At 47.4% G+C, this 26,128-nt stretch carries 20 protein-coding genes; 19 read left to right on the top strand and 1 reads right to left on the bottom strand.

Annotation, left to right across the window (positions count from 1 at the left end):
- Positions 1 to 8 precede the first annotated feature (8 nt).
- The 19 genes from MKX75_RS29180 (at position 9) to MKX75_RS29090 (ending at position 25,578) form a co-directional block, all read left to right on the top strand.
- A complete protein-coding gene (locus MKX75_RS29180) occupies positions 9 to 1,835 on the top strand; it encodes an oligopeptide ABC transporter substrate-binding protein (RefSeq protein WP_339167890.1) in 1,827 nt (608 codons plus the stop codon).
- Positions 1,836 to 2,089: 254 nt separating this feature from the next.
- A complete protein-coding gene (locus MKX75_RS29175; RefSeq protein WP_339167888.1) occupies positions 2,090 to 2,980 on the top strand; it encodes a D-alanyl-D-alanine carboxypeptidase family protein in 891 nt (296 codons plus the stop codon).
- A gap of 120 nt (positions 2,981 to 3,100) precedes the next feature.
- On the top strand, positions 3,101 to 5,518 hold the full coding sequence (locus MKX75_RS29170) for an alpha/beta fold hydrolase (RefSeq protein ID WP_339167887.1): 2,418 nt from the start codon (positions 3,101 to 3,103) through the stop codon (positions 5,516 to 5,518).
- Between the two features lie 230 nt (positions 5,519 to 5,748).
- The gene (locus MKX75_RS29165) at positions 5,749 to 7,335 is read left to right on the top strand and encodes an MFS transporter (protein ID WP_339167885.1); all 1,587 of its coding nucleotides are present in this window, start codon (positions 5,749 to 5,751) and stop codon (positions 7,333 to 7,335) included.
- Positions 7,336 to 7,579: 244 nt separating this feature from the next.
- Positions 7,580 to 8,614: an LCP family protein gene (locus tag MKX75_RS29160; RefSeq protein ID WP_076332209.1), complete on the top strand. Its 1,035-nt coding sequence runs from the start codon at positions 7,580 to 7,582 to the stop codon at positions 8,612 to 8,614.
- A 184-nt stretch (positions 8,615 to 8,798) separates the two neighbouring features.
- Complete coding sequence (locus MKX75_RS29155; RefSeq protein ID WP_062836539.1) at positions 8,799 to 9,224, top strand: CBS domain-containing protein; 426 nt, start codon at positions 8,799 to 8,801, stop codon at positions 9,222 to 9,224.
- A 264-nt stretch (positions 9,225 to 9,488) separates the two neighbouring features.
- Positions 9,489 to 9,791 (top strand): MazG-like family protein, encoded by a 303-nt coding sequence (locus MKX75_RS29150; RefSeq protein ID WP_017691445.1) that lies wholly within the window; start codon positions 9,489 to 9,491, stop codon positions 9,789 to 9,791.
- Positions 9,792 to 9,796: 5 nt separating this feature from the next.
- The gene (locus MKX75_RS29145; protein WP_339167881.1) at positions 9,797 to 10,708 is read left to right on the top strand and encodes a DUF2232 domain-containing protein; all 912 of its coding nucleotides are present in this window, start codon (positions 9,797 to 9,799) and stop codon (positions 10,706 to 10,708) included.
- Positions 10,709 to 10,719: 11 nt separating this feature from the next.
- Positions 10,720 to 12,711: a DHH family phosphoesterase gene (locus tag MKX75_RS29140; protein WP_074092888.1), complete on the top strand. Its 1,992-nt coding sequence runs from the start codon at positions 10,720 to 10,722 to the stop codon at positions 12,709 to 12,711.
- On the top strand, positions 12,708 to 13,151 hold the full coding sequence (gene rplI / locus MKX75_RS29135; RefSeq protein ID WP_062836541.1) for a 50S ribosomal protein L9: 444 nt from the start codon (positions 12,708 to 12,710) through the stop codon (positions 13,149 to 13,151). The genes MKX75_RS29140 and rplI overlap by 4 nt, the downstream gene beginning before the upstream one ends.
- Position 13,152: 1 nt before the next feature.
- Entirely contained in the window at positions 13,153 to 14,514 is a 1,362-nt protein-coding gene (dnaB, locus tag MKX75_RS29130) for a replicative DNA helicase (RefSeq protein ID WP_036611922.1), read from the top strand.
- A 444-nt stretch (positions 14,515 to 14,958) separates the two neighbouring features.
- Positions 14,959 to 16,245, top strand: coding sequence for an adenylosuccinate synthase (locus MKX75_RS29125; RefSeq protein WP_036671866.1), 1,287 nt, complete (start codon positions 14,959 to 14,961; stop codon positions 16,243 to 16,245).
- Between the two features lie 222 nt (positions 16,246 to 16,467).
- Positions 16,468 to 17,235 (top strand): hypothetical protein, encoded by a 768-nt coding sequence (locus MKX75_RS29120; protein ID WP_339167878.1) that lies wholly within the window; start codon positions 16,468 to 16,470, stop codon positions 17,233 to 17,235.
- 573 nt (positions 17,236 to 17,808) lie between these two features.
- Positions 17,809 to 19,341 (top strand): peptidoglycan DD-metalloendopeptidase family protein, encoded by a 1,533-nt coding sequence (locus MKX75_RS29115; RefSeq protein ID WP_339167875.1) that lies wholly within the window; start codon positions 17,809 to 17,811, stop codon positions 19,339 to 19,341.
- Positions 19,342 to 19,779: 438 nt separating this feature from the next.
- Positions 19,780 to 20,502 (top strand): response regulator YycF, encoded by a 723-nt coding sequence (gene yycF / locus MKX75_RS29110; RefSeq protein WP_017691453.1) that lies wholly within the window; start codon positions 19,780 to 19,782, stop codon positions 20,500 to 20,502.
- A complete protein-coding gene (gene walK / locus MKX75_RS29105) occupies positions 20,502 to 22,352 on the top strand; it encodes a cell wall metabolism sensor histidine kinase WalK (RefSeq protein WP_062836543.1) in 1,851 nt (616 codons plus the stop codon). Before yycF ends, walK begins: the two co-directional genes overlap by 1 nt.
- Entirely contained in the window at positions 22,336 to 23,616 is a 1,281-nt protein-coding gene (gene yycH, locus MKX75_RS29100; protein ID WP_076332207.1) for a two-component system activity regulator YycH, read from the top strand. The genes walK and yycH overlap by 17 nt, the downstream gene beginning before the upstream one ends.
- A gap of 405 nt (positions 23,617 to 24,021) precedes the next feature.
- Positions 24,022 to 24,765 carry a two-component system regulatory protein YycI gene (yycI, locus tag MKX75_RS29095; protein ID WP_017691456.1) on the top strand — a complete coding sequence of 248 codons (744 nt, stop codon included), beginning with the start codon at positions 24,022 to 24,024 and terminating at the stop codon, positions 24,763 to 24,765.
- A 6-nt stretch (positions 24,766 to 24,771) separates the two neighbouring features.
- Positions 24,772 to 25,578 (top strand): MBL fold metallo-hydrolase, encoded by an 807-nt coding sequence (locus tag MKX75_RS29090; RefSeq protein WP_062836545.1) that lies wholly within the window; start codon positions 24,772 to 24,774, stop codon positions 25,576 to 25,578.
- On the opposite strand, the gene MKX75_RS29085 is transcribed toward MKX75_RS29090, so the two are convergent.
- Positions 25,547 to 25,759, bottom strand: a complete 213-nt coding sequence (locus tag MKX75_RS29085) for a hypothetical protein (protein ID WP_339167872.1) — start codon at positions 25,757 to 25,759, stop codon at positions 25,547 to 25,549. The genes MKX75_RS29090 and MKX75_RS29085 overlap by 32 nt on opposite strands.
- Positions 25,760 to 26,128 lie beyond the last annotated feature (369 nt).

The raw sequence follows: 26,128 nt of genomic DNA, 5'->3' as shown, positions 1-26,128 counted from the left end.
AAAGGTTCATGAAAAAGGGATTATTTTCACGGGGACTATTTTTCACGATGATGCTGGTCTTTGTATTGGTGCTCGCAGCGTGCTCTGAGAAAGAAGCAGCTACTCCAGCTCCTGCTACCAACACAGAAGAAGGAAAAACAGAGGAAAAACCTGCTAATGAAGAGGGCGTTTACTCCATTGAAGACTTCAACAATGTTAAAACGAATGAAGGTACTGCGATCGAGGGTGGATCCATTACATTCGGACTTGTATCGGATACTGCTTTTGAAGGTACACTGAACTTTAACTTCTATTCCGGTAACCCGGATGCACAGGTATTACAATGGTTCGATGAGCCATTACTTACATGGGACAAAGACTATGTGTACACCAATGATGGTGCTGCAACATATGAGACTTCCGAAGATGGCAAAACTTTCACACTGACCATTCGTGACAATGTAAACTGGCATGATGGCAAACCGGTAACGGCTGAAGATCTGCAGTTTGCTTATGAAGTGATTGGTAGTAAGGGTTATGACGGCCCTCGTTATGACTCCAACTTTACTAGTGTAGTAGGTATGGATGAATATCATGCTGGAACAGCAAAAACAATCTCTGGTATTAAAGTGCTGAGCGACAAACAAATCAGCATTACGTATAAAGAATCCACACCGTCCTTGCTGACAGGTGGCGTATGGACATATCCATTGGCTAAACATATCTTCGGAGATATGGATGTAGCGAAAATGTCTTCTTCCAAAGAAGTACGTGAAAAACCAATTGGTTTTGGTCCATTTAAAGTGGATGTAATCACTCCAGGTGAGTCCGTAACTTTTGTTAAAAACGACGACTACTGGCGTGGGGCTCCAAAATTGGATAGTGTGACTCTGAAAGTTATCAACCCGACAACGGTTGTTCAAGAACTGAAATCTGGCGGGGTAGACCTTGTGGATGCATTCCCGACAGATCAATACAAAGACAATGCAAACCTGTCTAACGTAGAATTCCTGGGCGCAATCGATCGTGCTTATACGTACATCGGTTTCAAACTGGGTACGTGGGATGAAGAGAACGGAAAAGTTGTAAGTAATGCCGAAGCAAAAATGGGTGACAAAAATCTGCGTAAAGCAATGTGGATGGCTGTAGATAATGACCAAGTAGGTAAACGTTTCTACAACGGCCTGCGCTGGAATGCAACAACTCTGATTCCACCATCTCACCCAGAATTCCATGATTCCAGTAATCCGGGTGTAGCATATGATCCAGAAGCAGCGAAAGCATTACTTGAAGAAGCTGGTTACAAACTGGATGGTGAATTCCGTACCAATCCGGATGGAACACCACTCGAAATCAACTTTGTGTCCATGACTGGTGGCGACACTGCTGAACCATTGGCACGTTACTACGTTCAATCTTGGGCAGCTATTGGTCTGAAAGTTAACCTGGAAATGGTTGAGTTCAACAGCTTCTATGACCGTGTAGGTAACACAGGTAAAGATGATCCGAACATTGATGTATATCAAGCGGCATGGGGCGTTGGTATTGACGTAGATCCATCCGGTCTGTATGGCCGTGATGCACTGTATAACTTCTCCAGATTCTCTAGCGAAGAGAATGACAAATTGCTGGCACAGGGTATCTCTGCTGAAGCATTTGATGTAGACAAGCGTAAAGAGATCTACAATCAATGGCAGCAATACATGGTAGACGAAGTTCCTGTATTCCCTACACTGTATCGTGCAGTTGTAGCACCGGTTAACAAACGTGTAATGAACTATGCGATTGGTGATGGAACAGGCGTTTATCTGAGTGACCTGCAAGTTAACGCAGACAAAGCAGTTGTAGCTGAGTAATACAATTCAGTAATTAGCAGCTGTAAGGATTGGGGTCCTTTCAGAACTCGGTTGCTAAATTTTAATGAAAAAATTCTCCCGGGAGAATGAACAAAAGTGTCTTTAAAAACATGGATTCTGTACACTCTGGCATGGGTGTATGGGGTTCATGTTTTTTTTGTAACCAAAAAATAAAAAAAATTTAACTTTTTTTCAAAAAAGTGCAGACAAAATACCCTTTCACTTCGTCTATATAGGTAAGAGGTGATTATCTTATGAAAAAATGGTGGAAACGGGCAGGTATGCTACTGTCTCTGCTGCTCATTATATATTTGGGTGTGAAACCGGACATGCTGGTAGGCAAACCGGGAATTAAAGCTGAATCTGCTGTCTTAATGGATATGAATTCTGAACAGGTCTTAATGGACTTTAACGGCTCTGAGGAGATTGCTCCGGCAGGCGTGAGTAAGTTGATGACAGAACTGCTTGTGATGGAGGCCGTGATCAATGGTGATATAAGCTGGGACGATCTTGTGAATGTGAGTCTGTATGCCAGTTCGGTGGGGGGCAGTCAACTGACCTTGAAACAGGGTGAGCAATTAACAGTAAAGGATTTATTCCAGATTGTAGCTGTCTATTCAGCGAATGATGCAGCGGTTGCTTTGGCTGAACATATCAGTGGTACAGAGCATAAGTTTGTGCAGCAGATGAACCAAAAAGCAACTCAGATTGGGCTGTCTGAGGATACACAATTCACGAATTCAACAGGCCTGAGTGAAAAGCTGCTTGGTCCTAATCGTCCGATGGAAATACAAGGGCAGACCTTAATGACGGCTATAGATGCGTGTAAGCTTGCGCGATATCTGCTGAATAACCATCCCGAGATCTTAAGAGTCTCCAGTCAAATGCAAGTATCGATGCATCAAAAAGGAATGTATATGAGTAACACGAACTGGATGTTGTCCTCCATTGGTGGGCCGTATGCTTACGATGGGAATGACGGATTGAAGACCGGGTATGATGAAGATTCCGGATATCATTTTGTTGGGACAGCTGAACGTGATGGCAAAAGACTGATTTCCGTTGTATTTGGAACAGATACTCGTGAAGGGCGTTTTGTGGAGACACGGAAGTTGTTCAACTATGGATTTTCGGGATCGAAATAACTTGTGAACAAGGACATTGTATAGGAGCTCTTCTCGCTGTTATCTCGTGGTTAATCATGGTAAAATGACTTACGTATAATACCATATTATTCTGTAATTCACTTTAAAGGGGGAAATCGTTTGAACGCGATCAGCAAAAAGGTATACGCTCTCACGCTTACCATGGCCATGTCCGTTGCACTGATTCAACCAGCTGTACAAGCGGCAGAAGCCGTAAAACCTACAGCGGCAGTCTCGGAGGCCATTGCTTCCAAGGCGACACGAACACTACAGCAACTGGGATACATAGATGAAATCACAGAGGTAACAACTCCGATCACTCGTGCCGAAGCGGCAATCATTCTGCAACGTGTACTTAAACTGGATGCGCCTGCATCACTTACAGGTTTTGCAGATGTTACGCCGGAGAATGAAGCTGCGCCTGCCATCTACGCTCTGAAGCAAGGTGGGCTCATTCAAGGGAAGGCAAAAGGCTATGCCCCGGATGCGCCACTTACACGTGCACAAATGGCATCGTTGTTTACGCGTGCATTCGAACTGAAGGATAATGGAATCCAGGTAGTATACAGCGATGCCGATCAGATTCCAGCTGTACATGCGAATGACGCTGCACGGGTTAAGCAGCATTTTATTATCGAAGGTAGCGCATTTAATGCCAAACAATCGGTGACTCATGGCGAATTCGCAGATGCCCTGTATCTCGCGCTTGGACTTGATGTGAAGTCAGAGGGTCTCACACCTCTGGAGGACTTCTTCAAACAGCCTGCTCAGGCAGGGTTCCAGATGTCGCCTGACGGTAAACATCTCGCTTACCTGGAGCCATGGAACAACCGCATGAATATCGTAGTTACCGCAAACGGCCAGGATAAGCCTGTACGCATTACGAGTGAAACAGAACGTAATATCGCAGGATTTGCATGGGCAACCAATGACAAGCTGCTCTACGTGCAAGATAAGGCAGGCGACGAGAATTATCATTTATATATTACGGATATCGATGGTAAAAACAGCAAGGATCTGACGCCGTATCCTAATACAAGAGCCATCCTGGTAGATCCGCTTGAGAATATTCCGGATGAGATTCTGGTAGGTCTGAACAAACGTGATCCACGCATCTTCGATGTATACCGTATTAACATCAAGACAGGAGAGGCTGTGCTTGCGGCAGAGAATCCGGGCAATATTACAGGCTGGTTAACGGATCACGAAGGCAAAATTCGTGTTGCCGTATCCAGTGATGGTAATGTGTCTTCGTTACTGTATCGTGAATCAGAGGATAAAGAATTTGAGCCGCTACTGACAACGAAGCTGGGAGAGACTTTTGCTCCAGTCATGTTCACGTACGACAATAAAAATATCTATGCCGTATCTAACTTGGAGCGAGACAAAACGGCAATTGTAGAGTACAGTCCAAGCAGCAAGAAGGTAACCAAAACCATCTATGAAAATAAAGATGTGGATGTAAGCAGCTTCATCCCTTCCAAAGAAAAAGGAACTATTCTTGCTGCTGTGTATGAAACAGATAAAGTGAACTATGAATTCTTTGATCAAGAGTTCAAAACGTTAATGCAGGATATCAAAGCGAAAGTGCCAGGCAAGGAAGTTAGTCTAACCAGCATAAGTGAGGAAGGCCAGGTACTTTTTGTAGCCTATAACGACAAAACAATGGGCACATATTATTTCTACGATTCCAAAACAGCCAAACTCGATAAATTGGCTGATGCCGCACCTTGGATTGATGAGAGCCAAATGTCGGACATGAAGCCCATTACGTATAAGTCACGTGACGGTCTAACCCTTCATGGTTATCTTACACTGCCTCAAGGAGCAGAGGCTTCTAACTTGCCACTGGTGGTTGTTCCACATGGTGGTCCTTGGGCTCGTGATTCATGGGGCTTCAATCCTGAGATTCAATTTCTGGCAAGTCGTGGCTATGCCGTTCTACAGGTGAACTTCCGTGGCTCCACGGGGTACGGTAAGGAATTCCTGGATGCTGGTAATAAAGAGTGGGGTAAAGCCATGCAGAACGACCTCACAGACGGCGTGAATTGGCTAGTTGCAGAGGGAACGGTTGATGCGAAGCGCGTAGCGATCTATGGTGGATCCTACGGAGGTTATGCGGCTCTTGCAGGACTGGCATTCACACCAGATGTTTACGCTGCAGGAATTAGCTATGTTGGACCTTCCAACATCTTTACCCTTCTGGATTCACTGCCACCTTACTGGGAATCAGAGCGCAGTATGTTCTATGAACGTGTGGGAGATCCAGAGAAGGACAAGGAACTGTTGACAGCTATTTCACCACTCTTCCACATCGATCAGATGAAGGCTCCATTATTCGTGGTTCAGGGCGCTAATGATCCACGTGTCAAACAAGCCGAGTCGGACCAGATCGTTGAAGCATTACGTAAGCGTGGAGTTGATGTACCGTATATGTTAAAGACAAACGAAGGTCATGGCTTCGCGAACGTAGAGAATCAGCTTGATCTGTACCGTGCGATTGAGAAATTCCTGAATCGTCATCTGATGCAGCCATAGTACGTTAGACATTGAGGACTGTCCCACAGGTTCGACCGAACCTGTGGGCAGCTTTATTTTATCGGAGCAGAGGTAAAATGAACCATATAACCATATTATTAAATTGACATATGGATTTCTTTTGCTTTAAAATGACCAGTGAGTCATTATTATTCAATTCGGTTTAATATATATGTGCCAAACCAACTGTACGATACTGAATTTAAGATCTGATCGGGAGGTAACATGTGATGCAAAAACAAATGAAATGGCCGCTAATCCTGTTTGCCATAGGGGTATTTATGGCTGCGCTGGATAATGGGATCATCACCTCTTCACTGACCACCTTAAATGCATCGTTTGGTGTGTCGCCAACATGGGGGGCGTGGACAATTACGCTCTACACGCTTGGACTTGCAGTGAGTGTTCCTATTGCGGGCAAGCTGTCGGACCGTTATGGTCGCAAGAAACTATTTTTGATTGAAGTGGCGTTGTTTGGGATCGGGTCCTTGCTCGTCGCGCTAAGCACATCGTTTACCTTCTTCCTGATCGCTCGTGTCATTCAAGCTTTGGGCGGCGGGGGGATCTTTATCATTGCCAGCTCATACGTATTAAGCAAGTTCCCAGTGGAGCGTCAAGGTACTGCTTTGGGTCTGCTTGGAGGTATGAATGGTGTTGCCGCCATTTTGGGGCCCAATGTTGGTGCTTTCATACTGGACATTACGGGCAACTGGCATTGGTTGTTCCTGATCAACGTGCCTATCGCCATTTTGCTATTCATTGCGGGTATTCGATTTATTCATGAAGAGCAGGAACTGAACCGTGCAGCAGTGGACTGGAGCGGTATCGCTGTCCTAACACTAGGTGTACTCAGTTTAATGTATAGCTTCAGTAATCTGGACGGTGTGAACATGCTTCAAAGTCTGGGGTCACCGATGTTCTACGGTTTCTTCTTGGCAGGTGTGATCATTCTGGTGCTCTTTTACTTCATGGAAAAAAGACTCGAAGGATCTGAACGTGAACCTGTTGTATCGACACAGCTTCTGGGCATCGCGTCCTTTCGCTGGACGCTGCTGATTGCCTTTTTCTCAGGAGCCATTCTGGCCTCAGTGATCTTTATTCCCGGATTTGTTGAGCAATATCTTGGCGTATCCAATACAGCCTCCGGGTACTGGTTTACTCCGCTCGCGCTGGCATCCGGCATTGGGGCAGGCGGAGGTGGATACCTCGTTGACCGCAAAGGGCCAATCTGGACGTTATCGGTTGCGGGTGTGTTATCCGCTATTGGATTCCTACTTTTCCCGCTATGGGTAGAGCATATCTGGCAATTTGTCATCGCGAGTACGCTCGTAGGTATCGGCTTCGGCATGATGCTTGGTGCGCCAGTTAACGTACTTGTCACGGAACAGGCGGGAGAGAGCAACAAAGGTATCGCGGTAGCAACCAGTTCGTTATTCCGCCAGATGGCTATGGCTATTGCGCCTACGATTTTTGCCGGATTCCTGGCACGTTCTTTCATTAATTTGGGGTCCAACATTCAGGCAGGGTTTGCTGATAAAGGAATTCAGGTGCCGCCTGAGATGCTTGAGCAATATGCCTCGGGTGGATCATCCGGGAGTGATGTGTCCAGTCTGACAGCGGGCCTGTCCCAAATTCCTGATGAAGGTATCCGTGATGTCTTGCTTCAGGCAGTGCATCAAACGACAGGTCAGGGTTACAATGGCCTCTTCTGGTCTGCGGTCGTATTCAGTGTGCTTACGCTGGTAGCTGCGCTGATAACGGGACGTTTGCGTCAAAAAGAGAAGAGTCAGCATGTGGAAAGTATATCCACAAACTGATTCAATAGTGTGTCGAAATGAAGAGAACAGTGTACCTTTTGTAACTAAAAAAGGAGTCGCTGTTCTTTTCAATTTAACCGGATTGTAACTTTTCATCTCCTCGCAATGATTACAATAGAACGAGCGTAAGCGGTGTCTTGATTCCAGATAGAGAAAACTTCAGAGAACACCGAGTCACAAGGCATGCCAGACGTTTAATTGGTATTATGGATTATCATTTTGATAGTGAAGAAGGAATCAATGGATGAAAAGCAGAACTAAAGATAAGAAGAAGAAAAGAAGAAAAGGCCTATATATAACGCTCGTTTCGCTTGTTGTTTTGTTAATCGGAGGTTATCTGTTCCGTCAACAGCTGGCTGTAGCTGCATTTGATCTGTTTCTCGCCGGTTCGGTAGAAGATCAGCTATCCCGATCTTATGTACCGCAGGAAGGTAACAATACGCCTGATCCAACGGTATATCGCAAGGAACCATTCTCGGTGTTACTGTTGGGTTCGGACAAACGCGCCTATGAGAAGACGCGTGGACGTTCAGATACAGTGATCTACGCTGTAGTTCGTCCAAAAGAGTCCCGTGTACTATTGGTGTCCATTCCACGTGACACGTATGTGCAGATTGTGGGACGGGATGCGAACAAGGACGGCGAAGATGATTATGATAAGCTGGCGCATGCCTATGCGTTCGGTGGGGAGAATATGTCCATCAATACGGTGGAGAAATTCCTTAATGCCGATGTAGGTTACTATGCAACGATCAACTTCGACGGGATCAAAAAAGTCGTTGATGCGCTTGGTGGTGTAAAACTGCCGATTGATGAGGACATTGTGAACAAGGACCCGAATCATGTGCAATTCACAATTGAAGGTGGCAAGCCGATCTATGACGGGCAGGAAGCACTGTATTATGTAAGATACCGTGAGGATAGCGATTTTAATCGTACCAAGCGGCAGCAGATTTTCTTGAACGCGATGGCGAATGAGATGTTGAATTTGAATCAAATCGCCAAAATTCCGGAATTGATTCAGATCATGGGAGATAGCTTCCAGACGGATATGCGAGCTTCTTTCATTATTGATCTGGCTAAACAGGTGCTTACTCAGGAGAAACCACAGATCTCAAGCTTTACGATTCTGGGTGAGGGGATGCGTAAAGACGGTATCTATTATGGCCGTGCTGACGAGAAAGATGTCCAATATGCCAAAGAGCTGATTAACAACTGGATGGATCAATCGACCCCAGCCGGTGAAGTAATGATCCCTGACCGGCAAATGATTGAATAATCAATTCCATACCGATGGTTTGTTGTAGACCACAATCAGCAGTACGTTTATTCGCGGGCTGCTGTTTTTTTTCTTTGTAGTGAGATCCATGATCCTTTTGGAACATCCTGCGTTCTGATCCGTATAATATAAGTTGAGCGAGATAAGTTGAACGAAGAAATTCACAAGGAGGATACGTAAGGGTATGAACATCGCATTTTTTTTGCTGCCCAAACAAGAGGTTACATGCGTGACGTCGGATTCTACGCTGCGGCAAACGTTGGAACGGATGGAGTATCATCGGTTTACGGCGGTGCCCATTTTGAATAAGGAAGGCAAATATATTGGTACGGTTACCGAAGGCGACTTATTGTGGTATATGAAGAATGCCGAGGGAAAGATTTCATTTGAAAACGCTTCAAAGTTCTTGCTCAAAGACGTTCCGCTTCGCCTGGATATTAAGCCCGTGTCTATTGACGCCAATATGGAAGACCTGATTAATCTGGCAAAAGTTCAGAACTTTGTTCCTGTGGTGGATGATATGGAGCGGTTCATTGGTATTGTCAGACGGAGTCAAATTATTGAGTACTGCGAAGGCATTGTAGCCAAAGAATCGATTAAGGCCAAGTAAGCCGTAACGAATATAAACATTATTGTGACAGCAGGGATAATCACAGCCGTCCGGTATCATGTTAAACTTAAGAAGTCCTGAACCAAGGACGCATTCGAAGTTTGTTTACAAGTATATATGTCGATTGGATGTACGGAGGACTCCGCATAAGTACCTGACATCAGTTTCGGAGAACTTCTCCGCTTTTTGGGGTAATTTTGCGGGCCCTCTTTTTATGCTATAATCGAGAATAAAGCTTTTTCGGGGGAGAGTGACTTTCGCCAAATGCCTAAAGAACTGGATGTAGCCAAACGCGCTAAAGTGATTGAATGGCTTAAAACCGAAGTACTTGATCAAGTATCCCGATTATTCAAGGCGTTATGGGAAGGCAGTACAACTCGAATCGGAGACAGTCTTGCCAGTTTGATTATGAGTAGTTACATATTGGGCCGCAGGCTCGGTATTCCTTTCAAGGATCTGGATGCACTGCTTGTTGAGAAGTTGAAAAAGCATAAACAGGAAGGTCACCAGCTTGAAGACTGGTACCAGGATATTTCCGCGCTAGAAGATCATATGCGTAAGAGGTGAATTTGTTGAAATTTAGCTTTAAATCAGCTGTTTGGAGTGCAGTCTATCTGCTCCTACTACTTTCGCTGTTAACTCCTTTATCGGTACTTGCCATATTTTTTATGATGATTCCGGGAGTTATTTTGTATGCTTCATTATCTTTAAAATCATTTATATGGCATCTCGTGCCAGTGGCCGTTATTTTGGTGATATTCCATCCGATCTATCTGCTGCTATTGCTTATCTTTACCCTGCCTGCGCTCGTTATGGGTCACGCGTATAAAACACGTAAATCGGCCCTGTTCACGCTTATGGCGGGAAGTGTCACGATGCTAGCAGAATACTTATTGTTGCTCTTGGTCGGCAGTGTCATTTTCCAATTCGACCTGTCCAGCTATATTGAAGATGTGGTCAGACTGACCATTGAACCGTTAACGAATACATCCAATCAGATGATTAACGGGTTTGCATGGACGCCTGAGATGACCGAGGATGTTGCCAAACAAACGCAGCTTATGATTCCTTTTGCCCTCGTTGTTACATCGATGGTAATGGCCTTCATCACACACGTTATTGCTCGTCCGATCCTGAACGTAATGGGTGTGATGGTATCGAAGCTTCCACCAGCGAGAGAGTGGCGTATGCCGCGTGCGCTGATCTGGTATTATTTCCTCGCCTTGTTGATCGAAGTCATCTCTAGACAAAGTGATGGAACGTACTGGACTATGATTGCCATGAATCTGTCGCCATTGATCAATCTGGGCTTCATGATTCAAGCGATCGGCTTCTTCTTCTTTCTCTCACATACAAAGAAATGGAATCCGGTTATACCGTATTTTCTTGCAGTTGCGGTCTTCTTCATTGGTCCGCTTCGGATTATCGGAATTATCGATCTGGCGTTCCCGCTTCGTGAGGCAATATCGAAATCAAAACGATAGGGTGATGAGTCATGCCTAAATTTCTGAAGAAACGCTGGCACGGCTACTATACCGTATGGGCGTTCATACTGCTGCTGTTGCTCGTGATGTTCGTTACCATCTATAACTGGACGCTTGGTTTGATTAGTCTGATACTGGCTTCGGCGCTGGGAATCGTCATGATTAAGGCGGAGCTCGCGTTCCGCCGTGAGCTTAACGACTACATTAATGGCCTATCTATTCGGATCAAACGGATGGAAGGGGAAGCGGTCAGCATGCTTCCATTCGGAATTGTGCTGTACAGCGAAGATCGTACGGTAGAGTGGCATAACCGCTTTGTCGCGGAGATGTTCCAGGAGAAGACAATGGTGGGTAATCCGCTACTTAATTTGTTTCCCAAACTTCCTCAGCCTAAAGAGAAGAAGGATGGGACCAAGGAACATTCATCCAAGGAGTTTCATGACGAATTCCAGTTGGATGATCGGCATTATGGAGTTATTCATAACCCGCAGGAGCGGTATGTATATGTATACGAGATTACGGAGCTAGCCATTCTTCGTGATAAATATGAAAATGAGCGCCTTGCATTGGGTATTCTTGTTCTGGATAATCTGGACGAGGCTGCCCAGGGCATGGACGACCAGCAGCGTACAGCGCTAATTGCCCGAGTGACCAGTGAGATTACGTCATGGGCCAAGCGGTACGAAGTGTACCTGCGTCGTCTATCTTCTGATCGGTATCTGTTGATGCTGAACCATAAGTCTTTGCAGGAACTGGAGCAGAGCCGATTTGTCATTTTAGATGAAGTTCGGGAGATGACTGCTGACCTCAAAGTGCCAATGACACTCAGTGTAGGACTGGCATTTGGATCGGATAGCATCAGTGAGATGGGAGAACTGGCACAGTCCAGTCTGGACATGGCACTCGGACGTGGTGGCGATCAGGCTGCTGTGAAGTCCGGGCAACGCCTGTCTTTCTATGGCGGCAAGTCCAATGCAGTGGAGAAACGCACACGGGTCAGAGCCCGCGTTATTGCTCATGCGCTGCGTGATTTGATGCAGGAGAGTGATCGGGTACTTATCATGGGCCACAAAATTCCGGATATGGATGCGATCGGCGCATCCATCGGAGTGTGGAAAGCGGCCAGTCTGTACAATGTGGAAGCCCGGATTGTTTTGGATGGAATTAATCCATCGATTGAACGCATGATGGAGCAGGTGAACAAGGACGAGAAGTTGTCCAAAGCATTCGTATCACCAGAACAGGCAACTCAGATGATGACCGAGCACACGTTGTTGGTTGTGGTGGATACGCATAAGGCCTCCATGACCATGGAGCCGAAATTGGTACAGTCTGCAACCCGTGTCGTGGTTGTGGACCATCATCGCCGAGGTGAAGAGTTCATCAATGACGCGGTGTTGATCTATCTGGAGCCTTATGCGTCCTCTGCTGCGGAACTGGTAACTGAACTTTTGCAATACATTCATGACAAGGTACAATTCACTCCGCTGGAAGCTACGGCTCTACTTGCCGGGATTACCGTGGATACGAAGCATTTTGCACTCCACACCGGGTCCAGAACGTTTGAAGCGGCAGGCTTCCTGCGTCGCAGTGGTGCAGACACCATTATGATCCAACGGTTGATGAAAGAGGATCTGTCAGAATATATTGCTAAGGCAGAAATCATAAAGCATGCTAAAATGGTATACGGGAACATTGCGCTGGCGGTCACGGACCCTGGCAGCAAGATTCCACAGATGATGATCGCCCAGGTGGCGGACACATTGCTGAATATGACTGACGTGGTCGCTTCATTTGTGATTAGTGAGCGTCCGGATGGACTGATTGGCATCAGCGCGAGATCGCTGGGGCGCATGAATGTTCAGGTTGTCATGGAACGACTGGGCGGTGGCGGACATTTAACCAATGCTGCCGTGCAGCTTGAAGGAACGCTTGGAGAGGCAGAAAAACGGCTGACGAACGTACTGGCTGAAATCGAAAAGGAAGAGGGGCTGTTCGAATGAAAGTCATTTTTATAAAAGATATGAAGGGTCAAGGCAAGAAAGGGCAAGTGAAAGAAGTATCTGAGGGCTACGCACAGAACTTCCTACTGCCACGGGGAATCGCACGTCCAGCAACAGATGGCAACATGAAGACTTTGGACAACCAGAAGGCTGCTGAAGAAAGAATCAAACAAGAAGAGAAAGCAGAAGCGGAAGCACTCGCGAAGAAGCTGGAAGCAGAAGTGACTGAACTGAAAGCCAAGTCCGGTGAAGGTGGTCGTCTGTTCGGTGCCATTACCAGCAAACAGATCGCAGAAGCTTTGTCTAAAAAGGGTTTGAAAGTAGACAAACGCAAAATTGAGCTGGACGAGCCTATTCGTACACTCGGCGTAACACAAGTAACTGTCAAGGTTCACCCTGAAGTGAAGGCAACCTTGAAGGTACAGGTAACGGAAGAGTAAGATGGGCGGCGAAATGTTATTCGACCGGATTCCCCCGCAGAACCTGGAAGCCGAACAGGCCGTGCTGGGTGCAATCCTGTTGCAGGGCGAAGCCCTGATTACAGCGATGGAACGGGTGCAAACCGAGGATTTCTATGATAAGCCCCATCAATTAATCTTTGAAGCGATGATCCAGCTTGGTGAGGGAAATCAACCGATTGACCTCGTGACACTGACTTCGCTTCTGAAGGATAAAGGTGAACTGGAGGACATTGGCGGCGTTAGTTATTTGGCGAAGCTGGCTCATGGTGTACCTACAGCGGCGAACGTAGACTATTACGCTCAGATTATCGAAGAGAAATCGATGCTGCGTCGCCTGATTCGTACGGCAACACAGATCGTGAGCGAAGGATATACAGGCGGCGAAGATGTTGCAGCCATGCTCGGAGAAGCGGAGCGTCGCATTCTGGAGATCTCCAACCGTCGCTCCAGTAGTGGTTTTATAGCCATTCAGGACGTACTGATGGAAGTATTCGATCGTGTGGAGACCCTACATCAGAACAAGGGAACAACGACGGGCATTCCGTCCGGATTTATTGATCTGGACAAGATGACTGCCGGATTCCAGCGCAGTGACTTGATCATTGTAGCGGCCCGTCCTTCGGTAGGTAAGACGGCGTTCGCCCTGAATATCGCTCAGAACGTGGCCATTCGGGCTCAGGAGACGGTAGCCATCTTCAGTCTGGAGATGTCAGCCGCCCAGCTGGTGCAACGTATGATCTGTGCGGAAGCCAACCTGGATGCCAGCGTAATGCGTATGGGTGATTTCAAAGGTGATGAAGACTGGCAGAAGCTGACGATGGGCATTGCAGCTTTGTCGGAAGCCAACATCTTCATAGATGATACGCCAGGGATTACGGTAGCGGATATTCGTGCCAAATGCCGTCGTCTGAAGAAAGAGAAAGGCCTTGGCATGATCCTCATCGACTATCTTCAACTGATTAGTGGACGTGGTAAAGCAGGGGAGAACCGTCAACAAGAGGTATCCGAGATTTCACGTACACTGAAACAGATTGGCCGGGAACTGGAAGTTCCGGTTATTGCGTTGTCCCAGCTGAGCCGGGGTGTAGAGCAACGTCAGGATAAACGTCCGATGATGAGTGACTTGCGGGAATCGGGTTCGATCGAGCAAGATGCCGACATCGTAGCGTTTCTGTACCGGGATGACTACTACAACCAGGAGACCGAGAAGAAAAACATTATCGAGATTATTATCGCGAAACAGCGTAATGGTCCGGTAGGTACGGTGGAACTGGTCTTCCTGAAAAACTTTAATAAATTCGTCAATTACGAGAGGGCGCACAATGACGCCTTCGCGATGTAGCGGACAGATGCTGACGGCTTCGATCAGGAAGCAAAATCATCTGTCCCGAAGATCAACCATTAGCGTAACTGGACTTAAACATGTGATATAAATACCAGATATAGATTCGCATGGAAATGGGAATCCTTGAACCGGTGATAGCAGTCAAGCAAGCTTGGACTGTAGTCTCCGGTTTTTTGTGTCGAAATAGTGGGTAAATCCCGAACATTACGGTTGTACTATATCTAATTGTTCGCCATTTGATTTGACTTTGAAAAAGGGTACTGGTACACTAATACTGCTGCGTTAAAGCAGCGCAAACCTTCCCTTGAATGTAACGGAAGGAGATTTTTACTGTCCGTTAGCACGCTTCTCAGTCGGTTTATTGCGTAACATGCCTGCCGGGATAGAGGACGGACAGACCAATACAAAGGTGCGCAAGGCACCCACGGAGGAATGTTAACTATGTCAACGGTAGTTGTAGTGGGAACGCAATGGGGAGACGAAGGTAAAGGTAAGATCACGGATTATTTGGCGGAGAGCGCTGATGTGGTGGCTCGTTATCAAGGTGGTAACAATGCGGGTCATACAATTCTAATTGATAACAAAAAATATAAACTGACGATGATTCCTTCAGGGATTTTCTACACGGATAAAGCGTGTGTTATTGGTAACGGTATGGTTATCAACCCGAAGGCACTCATCGAAGAAATTAACTATATTCATGACAATGATTTCACAACGAAGAACCTGTCCATCAGTGAGCGCGCACATATCATCCTGCCATATCACATGGTATTGGATGCACTCGAAGAAGAGAGCAAAGGCCCGAACAAAATCGGTACGACTGGCAAAGGAATTGGCCCATGTTACATGGACAAATCAGCTCGTATTGGTATTCGGATGGTTGACCTGCTGGATGCTGAAGATTTTGAACTGAAACTGCGTCATCTGGTCAAAGAAAAGAACCGCGTCATCGAGCAAGTCTACGGCGGCCAGCCTGTTGATGTGGAAGAGATTCTGCAAGATTACCTCGGATATGCTGAAATTCTGCGTCCTTACGTACGTGATACATCCGTTGTTCTAAACGAATATATTGATGAGGACAAAAAAGTACTGTTTGAAGGCGCACAAGGCGTTATGTTGGATCTTGATCAAGGAACTTATCCATTTGTTACATCATCCAATCCGTCCGCAGGCGGCGTATGTATCGGTTCTGGCGTAGGCCCGGCTCGTATCCAGCAAGTCATTGGGGTAGCAAAAGCCTACACAACTCGTGTAGGAGATGGCCCATTCCCTACGGAATTGCACGATGCAATCGGCGACCAAATCCGTGAGACTGGACATGAGTACGGTACGGTAACTGGACGTCCACGTCGTGTGGGTTGGTTCGATAGTGTTGTTGTTCGCCACGCGCGTCGTGTCAGCGGAATCACAGGTCTGTCCCTTAACTCTCTGGACGTAATGACAGGTCTGGAAACGGTGAAAATCTGTACCGGATACAAATTCCGCGGCGAGGTCATCACACACTATCCGGCAAGCCTCAAAATGCTGGCAGAATGTGAAGCGGTATACGAAGAGATGCCAGGCTGGAGCGAAGATATCACTGGAGCTAAGAAACTTGAAGACCTGCCAGTGAACACACAGAATTATGTAAAACGTGTTTCCGAACTGACAGGCATTCCAATTGCCATCTTCTCCGTTGGTCGTAACCGTGAGCAAACGAATCAAGTTCTGCCAATCTACGAATAATCAAAGAAATAGATAGATTGTTTCTTGAATTATAAAATAGGATACTCTGCCGACTCAGGCAGTAAAGCCTCCAGTTGTTGCTTTTATAGCGATGACTGGAGGTTTTTTTGTATGTTTTTTGGATATAATCCCGAGATTTCCGTCAATACTGGTTAACAGTAGAGTCACAGACCCCAGCATGCGCATGCTAGACGGGTGGGATAATCGGAGGGAGAGAACGGAATGAAGTTGCTTGTGTGGTTTGTCAAAATCGTGCTAACGGTGTTGCTGGTCAGTTCACTGACACTGCTCACGACCGGATTAATTGTACAGTCATATGCGAAATCGCTACTCGCGAGTTTCAATATTCAGTGGGAAGGTCAGCCCATGGGGTTAACCGCCATGTTCCAGGGTGCATTGGGTGGTAAAACCAGTGAGGGGAACAAATCAGGAAATGGCACAACAGATCAGCCGACAGGAGCGGACGAAGAGCAGGTTCCGGAAGATGCTGTTTCAGTTATGGGAAACGGGTCGGAAGGCGGTGAATCTGGCGTAGATAAAGGCAACAGTGGGTCCCAGGGGGCCAGCTCAGGCGAGGGAGCAGGAGAAGGCTCAGGTACAGATTCGACCGCAGGTTCGAACTCAGGCGTGAATGCAGGCAATGGGACGGATAGCGGCACGGGTAATGAATCTGGAACAGCACAGGGGAGTGGCTCAGCTTCGGGGAACGGAACCGGAGCGACCAGCGGTAGTGCTCCTTCAGACAATGATGCCATTGTCGTATCGCCGGATGATATCACAGGAGCGAAGGATAGGCTGCCTGTAGAGGAGAAAGAAAGAATCTTCAGCCTGCTCATGAACAAGCTACCGCAGAAAGAAATGCAGCAGATCTCAGGCGCCATGGAAGGCGGCCTAACAGAACAGGAACTGCGCGAGATTGAACAGGTGATCTCGAAGTACCTGACCAGTGAAGAGTACGACAACCTAATGGAAGTTTTGCAGACAGAATAAGATAGGCAGGAAAAGCAGGCGTGCTCCTAGACGAGTATCGCCTGATTCAGCAGAAGCGCTTTGTCATTCTTGCAGTTAAAGAATAGAAATGTGAAAGTTCATTTATATTGAGTCATGAGATGAAATCGAGTTTAAGAGAAATCATGAATAGATAGTTTACGTAATCCCTTATCAGAGCTGATCTGATGGGGGATTTTATTTGTATTTTTATGAAAAAGAAAGCATATTTCACTGGGTCTTAGAACCTAGTCTTAAATTAAGAGTAAAAGTACATAGTACAGCGGATGTTGAGGCATAATGGGGGATGGACCAGCCTTGCTATCTTATGGATAATTCAGGAAAACCAAGCGGGGCGCGGCTTTGTGGTGTGATGTGTAGAGTTGAAATGAGTGTAAAACCTGTGTTAAAGTATACGGGTGTGATAAAAGGTTAAAATTTTGACACTTTTACGAGCGCAGCTAAAGTCCTGATTTTGCGGACACCCAAATATATTATTCAACTAGCATGGGACAGACACGATGGGTGATGTCTTGACAGAAATGCGAACTGAGAAGTGCTGAAAAGGAGAGAATCATGAAAGGTTTCAGAGGCATACGCCAACCGGGCAAAGACCGGGTACACGAACAATCCGGGGAACACCGGACGGCCGAAGACAAAAACAACATGAGCATGTCCACCTTCAGTGTGAATAGGAAGCGCGTTCTGGCCTCGCGCAAATGGATCATTACAGCAGCATGCGGTGTATTCATCGCGGCATCGATCGGATTCGCAGGCAAACAATATGTTACTGCAAATACCGTCCCGTACTATAAAGTCATGGTTAAAGGTAGCGAGATTGGTACCATTGCGGATGAAGCACAACTACAACAACTGTTTACAGACAAAACTGAGGAATATCAAAATAAATATCCGGATGCAGAGATGGTGCTGAACACGGATGGCATCACAACCGAAACGGTAAAAGCGTACAAACCTGAAGTGAACAGTGACGAAACGCTGGATAAACTGGGTGACATGCTGACAGCTTACGCCAAAGGTGTGGAGCTCAAGGTAGACGGTGAAGTCATTGGCATTGTGAAGGATCAGGCGACAGCTGATGCGATCCTGGAACAAGTGCAGAACAAGTACATATCGGCATCGGCAGTGCGCAGTTCACTTAAGACGAAGTCGGTATCGGCTAATTCCTCGAAGAAAGAAGAGGGACCGAGTACAACATTGAAGTCGGTAGGTATCAAGGAAGATGTAGCGACGGATGTGGTGAAGGCTGATCCAAACAAAATATGGGATGTGTCCGAGGCGGTTAAAGCATTAACCGTTGGTAAAGACGCGCCTGTAACTTATGTGGTTCGTGAAGGAGATACGATCTCTTCGATCGCTTCCAAGTATGAAATTACACAAAGTGAGATTCGCCAGCATAATCCGGGCATCAAGGAAACATCGCTTCAAATTGGAGACGAACTGACCTTGACCGTGCCTAAACCAGCAGTAACCGTTAAATCGGTCGAGCAGGTGGTTGAGCAGATTGAGATTAAACCGCAAGTGGAAGTACGCAAAAGTGCTGAGTTGAAAGCAGGCACAACCAAAGTCGTGCGTCCAGGTCAAAGTGGTCTGAAAAATATGCAGTATCGTATAACGAAAGAAAATGGCGAAGTGGTTCAGGAAGAGTGGCTTGGCCAGGAAGTGATTAAAGTCGCCGTAACCGAAGTGGTTCTTAGCGGAACAAAAGTCGTTGGTGAGGGCTCAGGTGAATTTGCTTGGCCGGTATCGAATGCAACGATGAGCAGCAGCTTTGGACAGCGTTGGGGTCGTCAACATAAAGGGGTCGATCTGGTAGGTAACCGGGATGTGAAATCATCCGACGAAGGCGTGGTTACTTTTGCAGGACAGAAGAGTGGCTATGGTAATGTCATCATTATTAACCATCGTAATGGATATGAAACATTGTATGGTCATCTGAACAGCATCGGTGTGAAGGTTGGACAAGTGGTTGAAAAAGGGGAGAGCATCGGCGTTATGGGTAACACCGGACGCTCGACTGGAACCCATCTACACTTCGAGATCCTGAAGAACGGCACAGCGGAGAATCCGATGACGTATTTGAACTAATATAAGCTAAATTGAGAGCAAGGTTGGCTATAATGCTGGCCTTGTTTTTTGCTGCTGTAAAATATTTTCAGATGAAAGACCTTCCAACCCTCGGATCGGGATGTGACGGTGCTTCAGGTATGTTAAACTAGAGAATATAAACAACGAGCTATATAAGTTGAACTAATTATTTTCACGATAACGGAGAGGACAGAAAAAACCTGAAAAAGCGAAGCGTTCGCCTTTATCCCCGGATTTTCCCTTGAGAAAAGGGAATCGAAAAAATCTGGGGGTAACAGCGATTGGAAGGTTGTTCTGTCATCGTAGTGTGAGTGTAAATATTCTTTAGTTCAACTTATATTAGAGAAACAACTCAAGCAGGCTTCGTACAAGCTAAACATAGAAGAGAGATATAGACGCTAACGCGGATTAAGCAGGATATAGGGGTGAACTTAGCCGATGCAGGGGAAGATTTTGGTGGTGGACGATGAACAGCCCATCGCGGACATTCTGAAGTTTAATTTGGAAAAAGAGGGGTACGAGGTCATCTGTGCATTCGATGGCATTCGTGCGGTTGAACTGGCACTATCCGAGAAACCGGATCTGATGCTGCTGGATCTGATGCTCCCGGGCAAGGACGGTATGGATGTATGTCGTGAGGTGCGCGCTCATCTGGAGATGCCGATCATCATGCTTACCGCCAAGGATGGCGAGATCGACAAGGTGCTCGGGCTCGAATTGGGTGCGGATGATTACGTGACGAAGCCATTCAGTACGCGTGAGCTGCTTGCACGGGTGAAGGCACAGATGCGCAGACGGCAAAAGCTTGCCATTACGGCAGAAGCGCACGAAGACGAAGAGAAGCAGGTCATGCGGCTGTTTGATCTTGCTTTTGATATGGATATGTATACGGCTTACAAAGGCGGAGAACCACTCGATCTGACCCACCGTGAATATGAACTTCTCTATTATATGGCGAAGCATTCCGGCAAGGTGATGACACGGGAACATCTGCTGCAAGCAGTATGGGGATATGAATATTTCGGCGATGTACGTACCGTGGATGTCACGATCCGTCGTCTGCGTGAGAAGATTGAGGAGAATCCGAGCAAACCGGAAACGATTCTGACTCGCCGCGGGCTCGGTTATCTCGTGCGCAGTGCCAAAAGCGTGGGGATATAATGGGCCGATTCGCGCGATTCTCGTTCTTCCGAACGATTCAGGCGAAATTGATTATTATCTATGTACTGCTGATTCTGATTGCGATGCAATTGATCGGGGTTTATTTTGTGAGCGCGATGAAGAACTCACTGACGAGCAATTTTACGGAAGATCTGCAGGCCCGTGCGGAGATGCTATCGGTTCTCGTGGGGGAGACGATGGCGGGTGGAGAAGCAGAGGCTGGCGAGGACAAAACGGAAAATCTGCGTGTGCTGGTGAACAATCTGTTCAACATTAACGGTGCCGAGATTCAGGTGTTGGATGCCAGCGGCAAGGTACTCACGACCTCGCTAAGTTCACATTCGGATTATGTCGGGCGCAAAAACACCCAGACCGTTGTCAGCCGTGCGCTACAAGGCATTCGGGACAATGAGGAATATATCGTGGACGAGGATAATGTTCGCAAAAAGGTCGTCGCCAAGCCGGTGCTGTCCGGCGGCAAGATCATTGGCGCGGTCTACATCGCGGCATCCATGAACGAGTTGTATTCCACGATGGAGGGAATCAACAAAATCTTTATCTCCGGCATTTTGATTGCCTTGGTGTTAACGGCGGTGCTTGGCGTGATCCTGTCTCATACGATCACGCAGCCGATTAAGGAAGTGACGCGGAGAGCGACAGCGGTCGCCGAAGGTAACTTTGATCAGCAGACACCTGTATTCGGCACGGATGAGATTGGTCAGCTCAGTCGGGCTTTTAACTATATGACCAGCAGGCTTCGAGATGCACTCTCGCAGAATGAAGAGGAGAAGGAGAAGTTGACCTCCATTCTGACCAATATGAGTGATGGTGTGGTAGCCACGGACGAGTACGGTAAAGTCATTCTGGTGAACCGCCGCGCCAGCAGCATTCTGGGCATGCGTCCTGCGGATATTGAAGGAAGGCATTTTGCCATATTACTCGGCATTGATCCGGAGGATGCAGAAGCTCTCGCTAGTGGTTTTACAGGTTCAACGCTGTTGCAGATTGCACCTGCGGGACAAGAAGAGCCTGTGGTCATTCGCATGACGTTTACACCGGTTCATCGTCGTGAGCTGGGTATCACGGGAACCATTGCCGTTCTTCAGGATGTTACCGAGCAGGAAGAGCTTGAGGCATCCCGTCGTGAATTCGTGGCCAATGTATCCCATGAGCTGCGGACACCTCTGACCACGATCAAGAGTTACGCGGAAGCGCTGGATGACGGTGCATTGGAAGATCCACAGCTTGCTGGTCGTTTCGTTGGTGTTATTCAGAACGAGACGGAGCGAATGATTAGGCTGGTTACCGATCTGCTGCATCTATCTCGGCTGGATTCCAAGGAAGCTTTACTGCGCAAGCAGCCAACCGACATTCTGGAAATGCTGGAGGAAGTGACGGATCGATTCTCGTTCCAGATGCATCAGAAGGATATTCAACCTGTGCTGTCTGTGGAGAATGATATTCCGGCTGTTCCGCTGGATCGTGACCAGATTGATCAGGTGCTGGATAATGTCGTATCCAATGCGCTGAAATATACATTGGAAGGTGGCACGATTACAATTGCCGCTAGACGCAGTGATGAGCATGCACTTGCCATCTCGGTATCGGATACCGGAATGGGTATTCCACAGCGCGATCTGGATCGTATTTTTGAGCGGTTTTATCGGGTGGACAAGGCTCGTTCCCGCAGTATGGGAGGCACAGGGCTGGGACTCTCCATTGCCCGGGAAATTGTGAAGGCGCATGATGGGAGCATCTCGCTGGAGTCTGAGGTGGACGTGGGCACGACAGTAACATTCACACTGCCGATGCGCGAGGAAGGGGGTGAGCACCGTGAAGGAACGGATTAAATCCCTGGTGCTCGCTACCCTTGTCGTAGCTAGTCTAGTGCAGAGTTATTTCCTGATCTACCGTTTGCCCGGAGGCGGGGATTCTATTGTGACGTCAGAGACGAATTATGTGAAGACGGAAAATATGGGTCAGGAACGTAATATTGAAGAATTAATCTTCCCCGATCAGATGATTATTCATCTGGGCGAGGATAAACATACGGTGTTTTACCCCGGCAATACGTTCTATCAGTTGATCTATTCACGGTTACAGGGGCGGGCGTTCGATGATTTTCAGCGCCGCAGTGTGCAATCGGTGAACTGGGATCAGATTCGCAAGGAGAACCCTGGATTTGAGCTATCCTTCAAGGAAGGTATTCCGGTAGCGTTGCTACAGCGGGTGATGAGGCTCGGGACGGATTCCTTATTCCAAGGGGAGACGATTAACCGAATCTCGATCTATACAGCCAAAAATGAGACGAAGGCCCATGCGCTGTTCTTCAGCGCCAAGGGAGACGTGGTATACGAAGCAACCCAGGCGGACTTAACGGTACAGGACGTGCAGCAGCATGTCGACTTCGGTACAAACTGGACGCCATATACGTTGATGGATGGCGGGTATTATATCCCGGCGGAAGCTCTGGAGACGATTGAGGCCGATGTGCCGACAGGGCAGTTCACTGTTGAGCAGATGCAACGCAGCCTGTTCTTTGATCCAAGCATGACCCGGAATATTCGGGAAAAAGACGGGTCGGAGATCTACACGGACAGTAAACGTAGCTTACAGGTAAAACAGGAACAACGCTGGATCAGCTACACCGATCCGGCGGCACCGCCTGCGGGGCAGATTGACCCCGCGAAGGATGCGCTGTCTGCGGTTGATTTTGTGAACCAGCATGGCGGCTGGAAAGGCCGGTCGCGCATGATGCTGGGGACCACGGACAACAAGACGCAGCTTGAATTCCAGCAGTATTACGGCAGCTATCCGATTATGGATTCCATGCAGTTCCGCTTTGGCACGATCAGTATGGAGATGCAGCAGGAGACGGTATCCAGCTATGAACGATCGCTGGAATACCTGAACGAAGGCGCAGAGGCGAAGAAATCGGTCAAACTACCTGGCGGAGACAAGCTGAAGGCTCTGATTAAAAAGGTGGCAGGTGAGAATCGCCAGGTTGTGGACGTCTACCCGGCTTATCGTCCTTCTTCGATTGAGGACGGACTGAAGCTGATCCCGGTATGGGTAATCCGATTCGGAAACGGGGAGGAAACCACCGTATCTTGATAGGTTGTAGTCATTAAACTGAAGAGTAGCTGTACTTTATCACTACGAGTGCAGAATAACCTTTCGATTGATAGATGTGAACTGCCCAAAAAGTGTTGATAGTTTAACTTTGGCAGAGGGCTAACGGCTAACGAATCTGACACGCCTTAAATGCCGAATTAGCCTTAAATGCAAAATCTAACGAACCTCAGCGACGTTATTCCTGCAGAAAACGAGTGAAAATCGATGGAATGCCTACAAATGCTAGAAATAACTTCTCTCAGATTCGTTAGATTATAAACTTGCGGAAAATGGAGCAAATAAGGCTTGTGGAGTTCGTTAGCGAGCAGGCTAACATGGATAGAGATCAATTTTCTAATAGTTATTGAAAGTATTTCAGCCAGTTAACTGAGGGAGGTGAAAGTTTTGGATTGGGGACGGGCGAAAAATGTGTTGATCTATGCCTTTCTGCTGCTCAATTTGGTGCTGGGATACCAGATCTGGATGGATGCGCGGGAGACGGCCGGAGCCAATCTGGACTTCACCTCACTGGCAGATAATACACAGCAGGCGATGGAAGAGAAGGGCATTCAGGTGCTGGCTCCGATTCCGAATGAAACGCCGAAGTTGCCGAAGTTGTCCTATGAGTTCATTGAAGAGGACAAGGCTGGCGTGGATATGGAACTGGAACAGCCTGTAGATAGCAAGTTGATCTTCTCGCAGAGTGAGCTGGAGGATGCATTACAGCGTGAGATTCCACAGATCGGGACATATCGACTGGATCAGCTGATGGCCGAGGATGGGGCTTTTGTGCTTCACCCACTGGTGGATGGCAAATGGCCGCTCTTTAATGTGAGTCTGGAGCTATTCTACAGCGACCAGAAAATAACGGGTTACCGTCAGACTCCGGTGCGGATTACGACCGCAGAGGAGAGCGATCAGCAGGTGCTTCCGGCGTCGAAGGCGCTGGGAACGCTGATCGAGAACTTTTTGCCAAATGATGCAATTGTCAAAGATATTCAGCTGGGCTATTACGGCCAGTTGTTCAATTCAGATATACAGGTAGCGATGCCGGCATGGCGGTTCGTGCTGGAAAGTGGCGAAGTGTTGTACGTGCAGGGCATCAGTGGGGATGTATTCAGTCCCAAGACAGACAAACCAGGGGAGTAATGCGTTATGGGGATATATTTTACCGTGTTATCCAGCGGTTCGACAGGGAATGCGACGGTCATACAACATGGGGGCACCTCTCTCATGATTGATGCGGGTCTTAGTGCGAAGCGATTGGACGCACTGTTTCAGGAAAGGGAGATTTCTGGGGCAGAACTGGACGGGATTCTGGTTACACATGAACATTCTGATCACATTAAAGGACTAGGCGCGATGTCTCGGAAATATAATTTACCAATCTATGCGAATTTGAATACGTGGGCAGCACTGGAGAAGTCGGTTGGGGCAATTCCAGAGGAAAACCGGAGGGTATTTGAGACGGGTGAACAGCATGATTTTGGGTCACTGCGCGTGGAATCCTTCGGGATCTCGCATGATGCGGCTGAGCCGGTAGGGTACACATTCGATGATGGTACGGAGAAGCTGTCCGTTGCAACGGATCTCGGGTACATGAGCGACAAGGTTCGCGATGCGATTTCCGATTCTGATGTGCTGGTGCTGGAGGCGAATCATGATGTCGAATTGCTGCGTATGGGACGTTATCCGTGGAACACCAAGCGCCGGATTTTGAGCGACATTGGGCATTTGTCGAACGAAGCGGCAGGGGCAGCACTTAGTGAACTGATGAACGGACGCATCAAGCGCACGTATCTGGCACATCTTAGCCGGGATCATAATATGATGGACTTGGCGAAAATGACCGTGCGCGACGCGATGGAGAGCCGTGGATGTTTTTATCGGGATCATGAGTTCAAACTCTGTGATACGTATTACGACCGTCCTACACCATGGGATAGGGTGGGTGAGCCATAAAGCTGTCCAGTTCGGCGGCTTTGCGCTCGACTTCCTCACGGGTCAGGATGCCTTTATCGATAAGCAGTTCAATGATGGTACTAAGTGCAAGGGTATTTCGATAATGTTCATCCTTGAGATCGGCCAGCTTGGCCGCCATATGAACTTCATCCATGGCTGTGAGTGTATGCGTGCGATCCATGTTATATCCTCCTCTATGAAGCTTTGAATTGTCTTTTACTATTATTGTAGTCAGGCTGGGTGGAAAACATTCCTCTTTTTGCCGCTAACATTTCTCTGATAAGGCATGTATGCTGAACCTGTGACCATGCGGGGGTAAAAAAGTTCTTCAAAATGGCCAAAACGGCGCTTAGCGAACCGGATTTTGTGGTGATAGATACTATGGACCTTTATTGTTAAGCGCGTTATAGCAGAAATGTGCGTTAATTTTCGTAATTATGCAACTTTTTGGGATTTGGCGTGTTTAGTATATGAGGAGCATTGTGATTTTGGCTGTTTTGCGTGTGAAATGGCATGTCATAGAATGCGAGAGCATGATTGATAGAGTCAC

This window comes from Paenibacillus sp. FSL R5-0341 (genome assembly GCF_037975235.1).
GTDB lineage: Bacteria > Bacillota > Bacilli > Paenibacillales > Paenibacillaceae > Paenibacillus > Paenibacillus amylolyticus_A.
Note: the sequence above shows the minus strand (reverse complement) of the source record. Positions and strands in the feature narration are given on the sequence as shown.

Excerpts from the sequence above, each read along its gene's own strand:
- MKX75_RS29120 (WP_339167878.1), top strand. The coding sequence starts at position 16,468 with ATGAAGTTGCTTGTGTGGTTTGTCAAAATCGTGCTAACGGTGTTGCTG.
- yycF (WP_017691453.1), top strand. The coding sequence starts at position 19,780 with ATGCAGGGGAAGATTTTGGTGGTGGACGATGAACAGCCCATCGCGGAC.
- rplI (WP_062836541.1), top strand. The coding sequence starts at position 12,708 with ATGAAAGTCATTTTTATAAAAGATATGAAGGGTCAAGGCAAGAAAGGG.
- MKX75_RS29165 (WP_339167885.1), top strand. The coding sequence starts at position 5,749 with ATGCAAAAACAAATGAAATGGCCGCTAATCCTGTTTGCCATAGGGGTA.
- MKX75_RS29155 (WP_062836539.1), top strand. The coding sequence starts at position 8,799 with ATGAACATCGCATTTTTTTTGCTGCCCAAACAAGAGGTTACATGCGTG.
- MKX75_RS29175 (WP_339167888.1), top strand. The coding sequence starts at position 2,090 with ATGAAAAAATGGTGGAAACGGGCAGGTATGCTACTGTCTCTGCTGCTC.
- MKX75_RS29150 (WP_017691445.1), top strand. The coding sequence starts at position 9,489 with ATGCCTAAAGAACTGGATGTAGCCAAACGCGCTAAAGTGATTGAATGG.
- MKX75_RS29090 (WP_062836545.1), top strand. The coding sequence starts at position 24,772 with ATGGGGATATATTTTACCGTGTTATCCAGCGGTTCGACAGGGAATGCG.
- walK (WP_062836543.1), top strand. The coding sequence starts at position 20,502 with ATGGGCCGATTCGCGCGATTCTCGTTCTTCCGAACGATTCAGGCGAAA.
- MKX75_RS29085 (WP_339167872.1), bottom strand. The coding sequence starts at position 25,759 with ATGGATCGCACGCATACACTCACAGCCATGGATGAAGTTCATATGGCG.
- dnaB (WP_036611922.1), top strand. The coding sequence starts at position 13,153 with ATGGGCGGCGAAATGTTATTCGACCGGATTCCCCCGCAGAACCTGGAA.
- MKX75_RS29160 (WP_076332209.1), top strand. The coding sequence starts at position 7,580 with ATGAAAAGCAGAACTAAAGATAAGAAGAAGAAAAGAAGAAAAGGCCTA.
- MKX75_RS29180 (WP_339167890.1), top strand. The coding sequence starts at position 9 with ATGAAAAAGGGATTATTTTCACGGGGACTATTTTTCACGATGATGCTG.
- MKX75_RS29140 (WP_074092888.1), top strand. The coding sequence starts at position 10,720 with ATGCCTAAATTTCTGAAGAAACGCTGGCACGGCTACTATACCGTATGG.
- MKX75_RS29115 (WP_339167875.1), top strand. The coding sequence starts at position 17,809 with ATGAAAGGTTTCAGAGGCATACGCCAACCGGGCAAAGACCGGGTACAC.
- MKX75_RS29125 (WP_036671866.1), top strand. The coding sequence starts at position 14,959 with ATGTCAACGGTAGTTGTAGTGGGAACGCAATGGGGAGACGAAGGTAAA.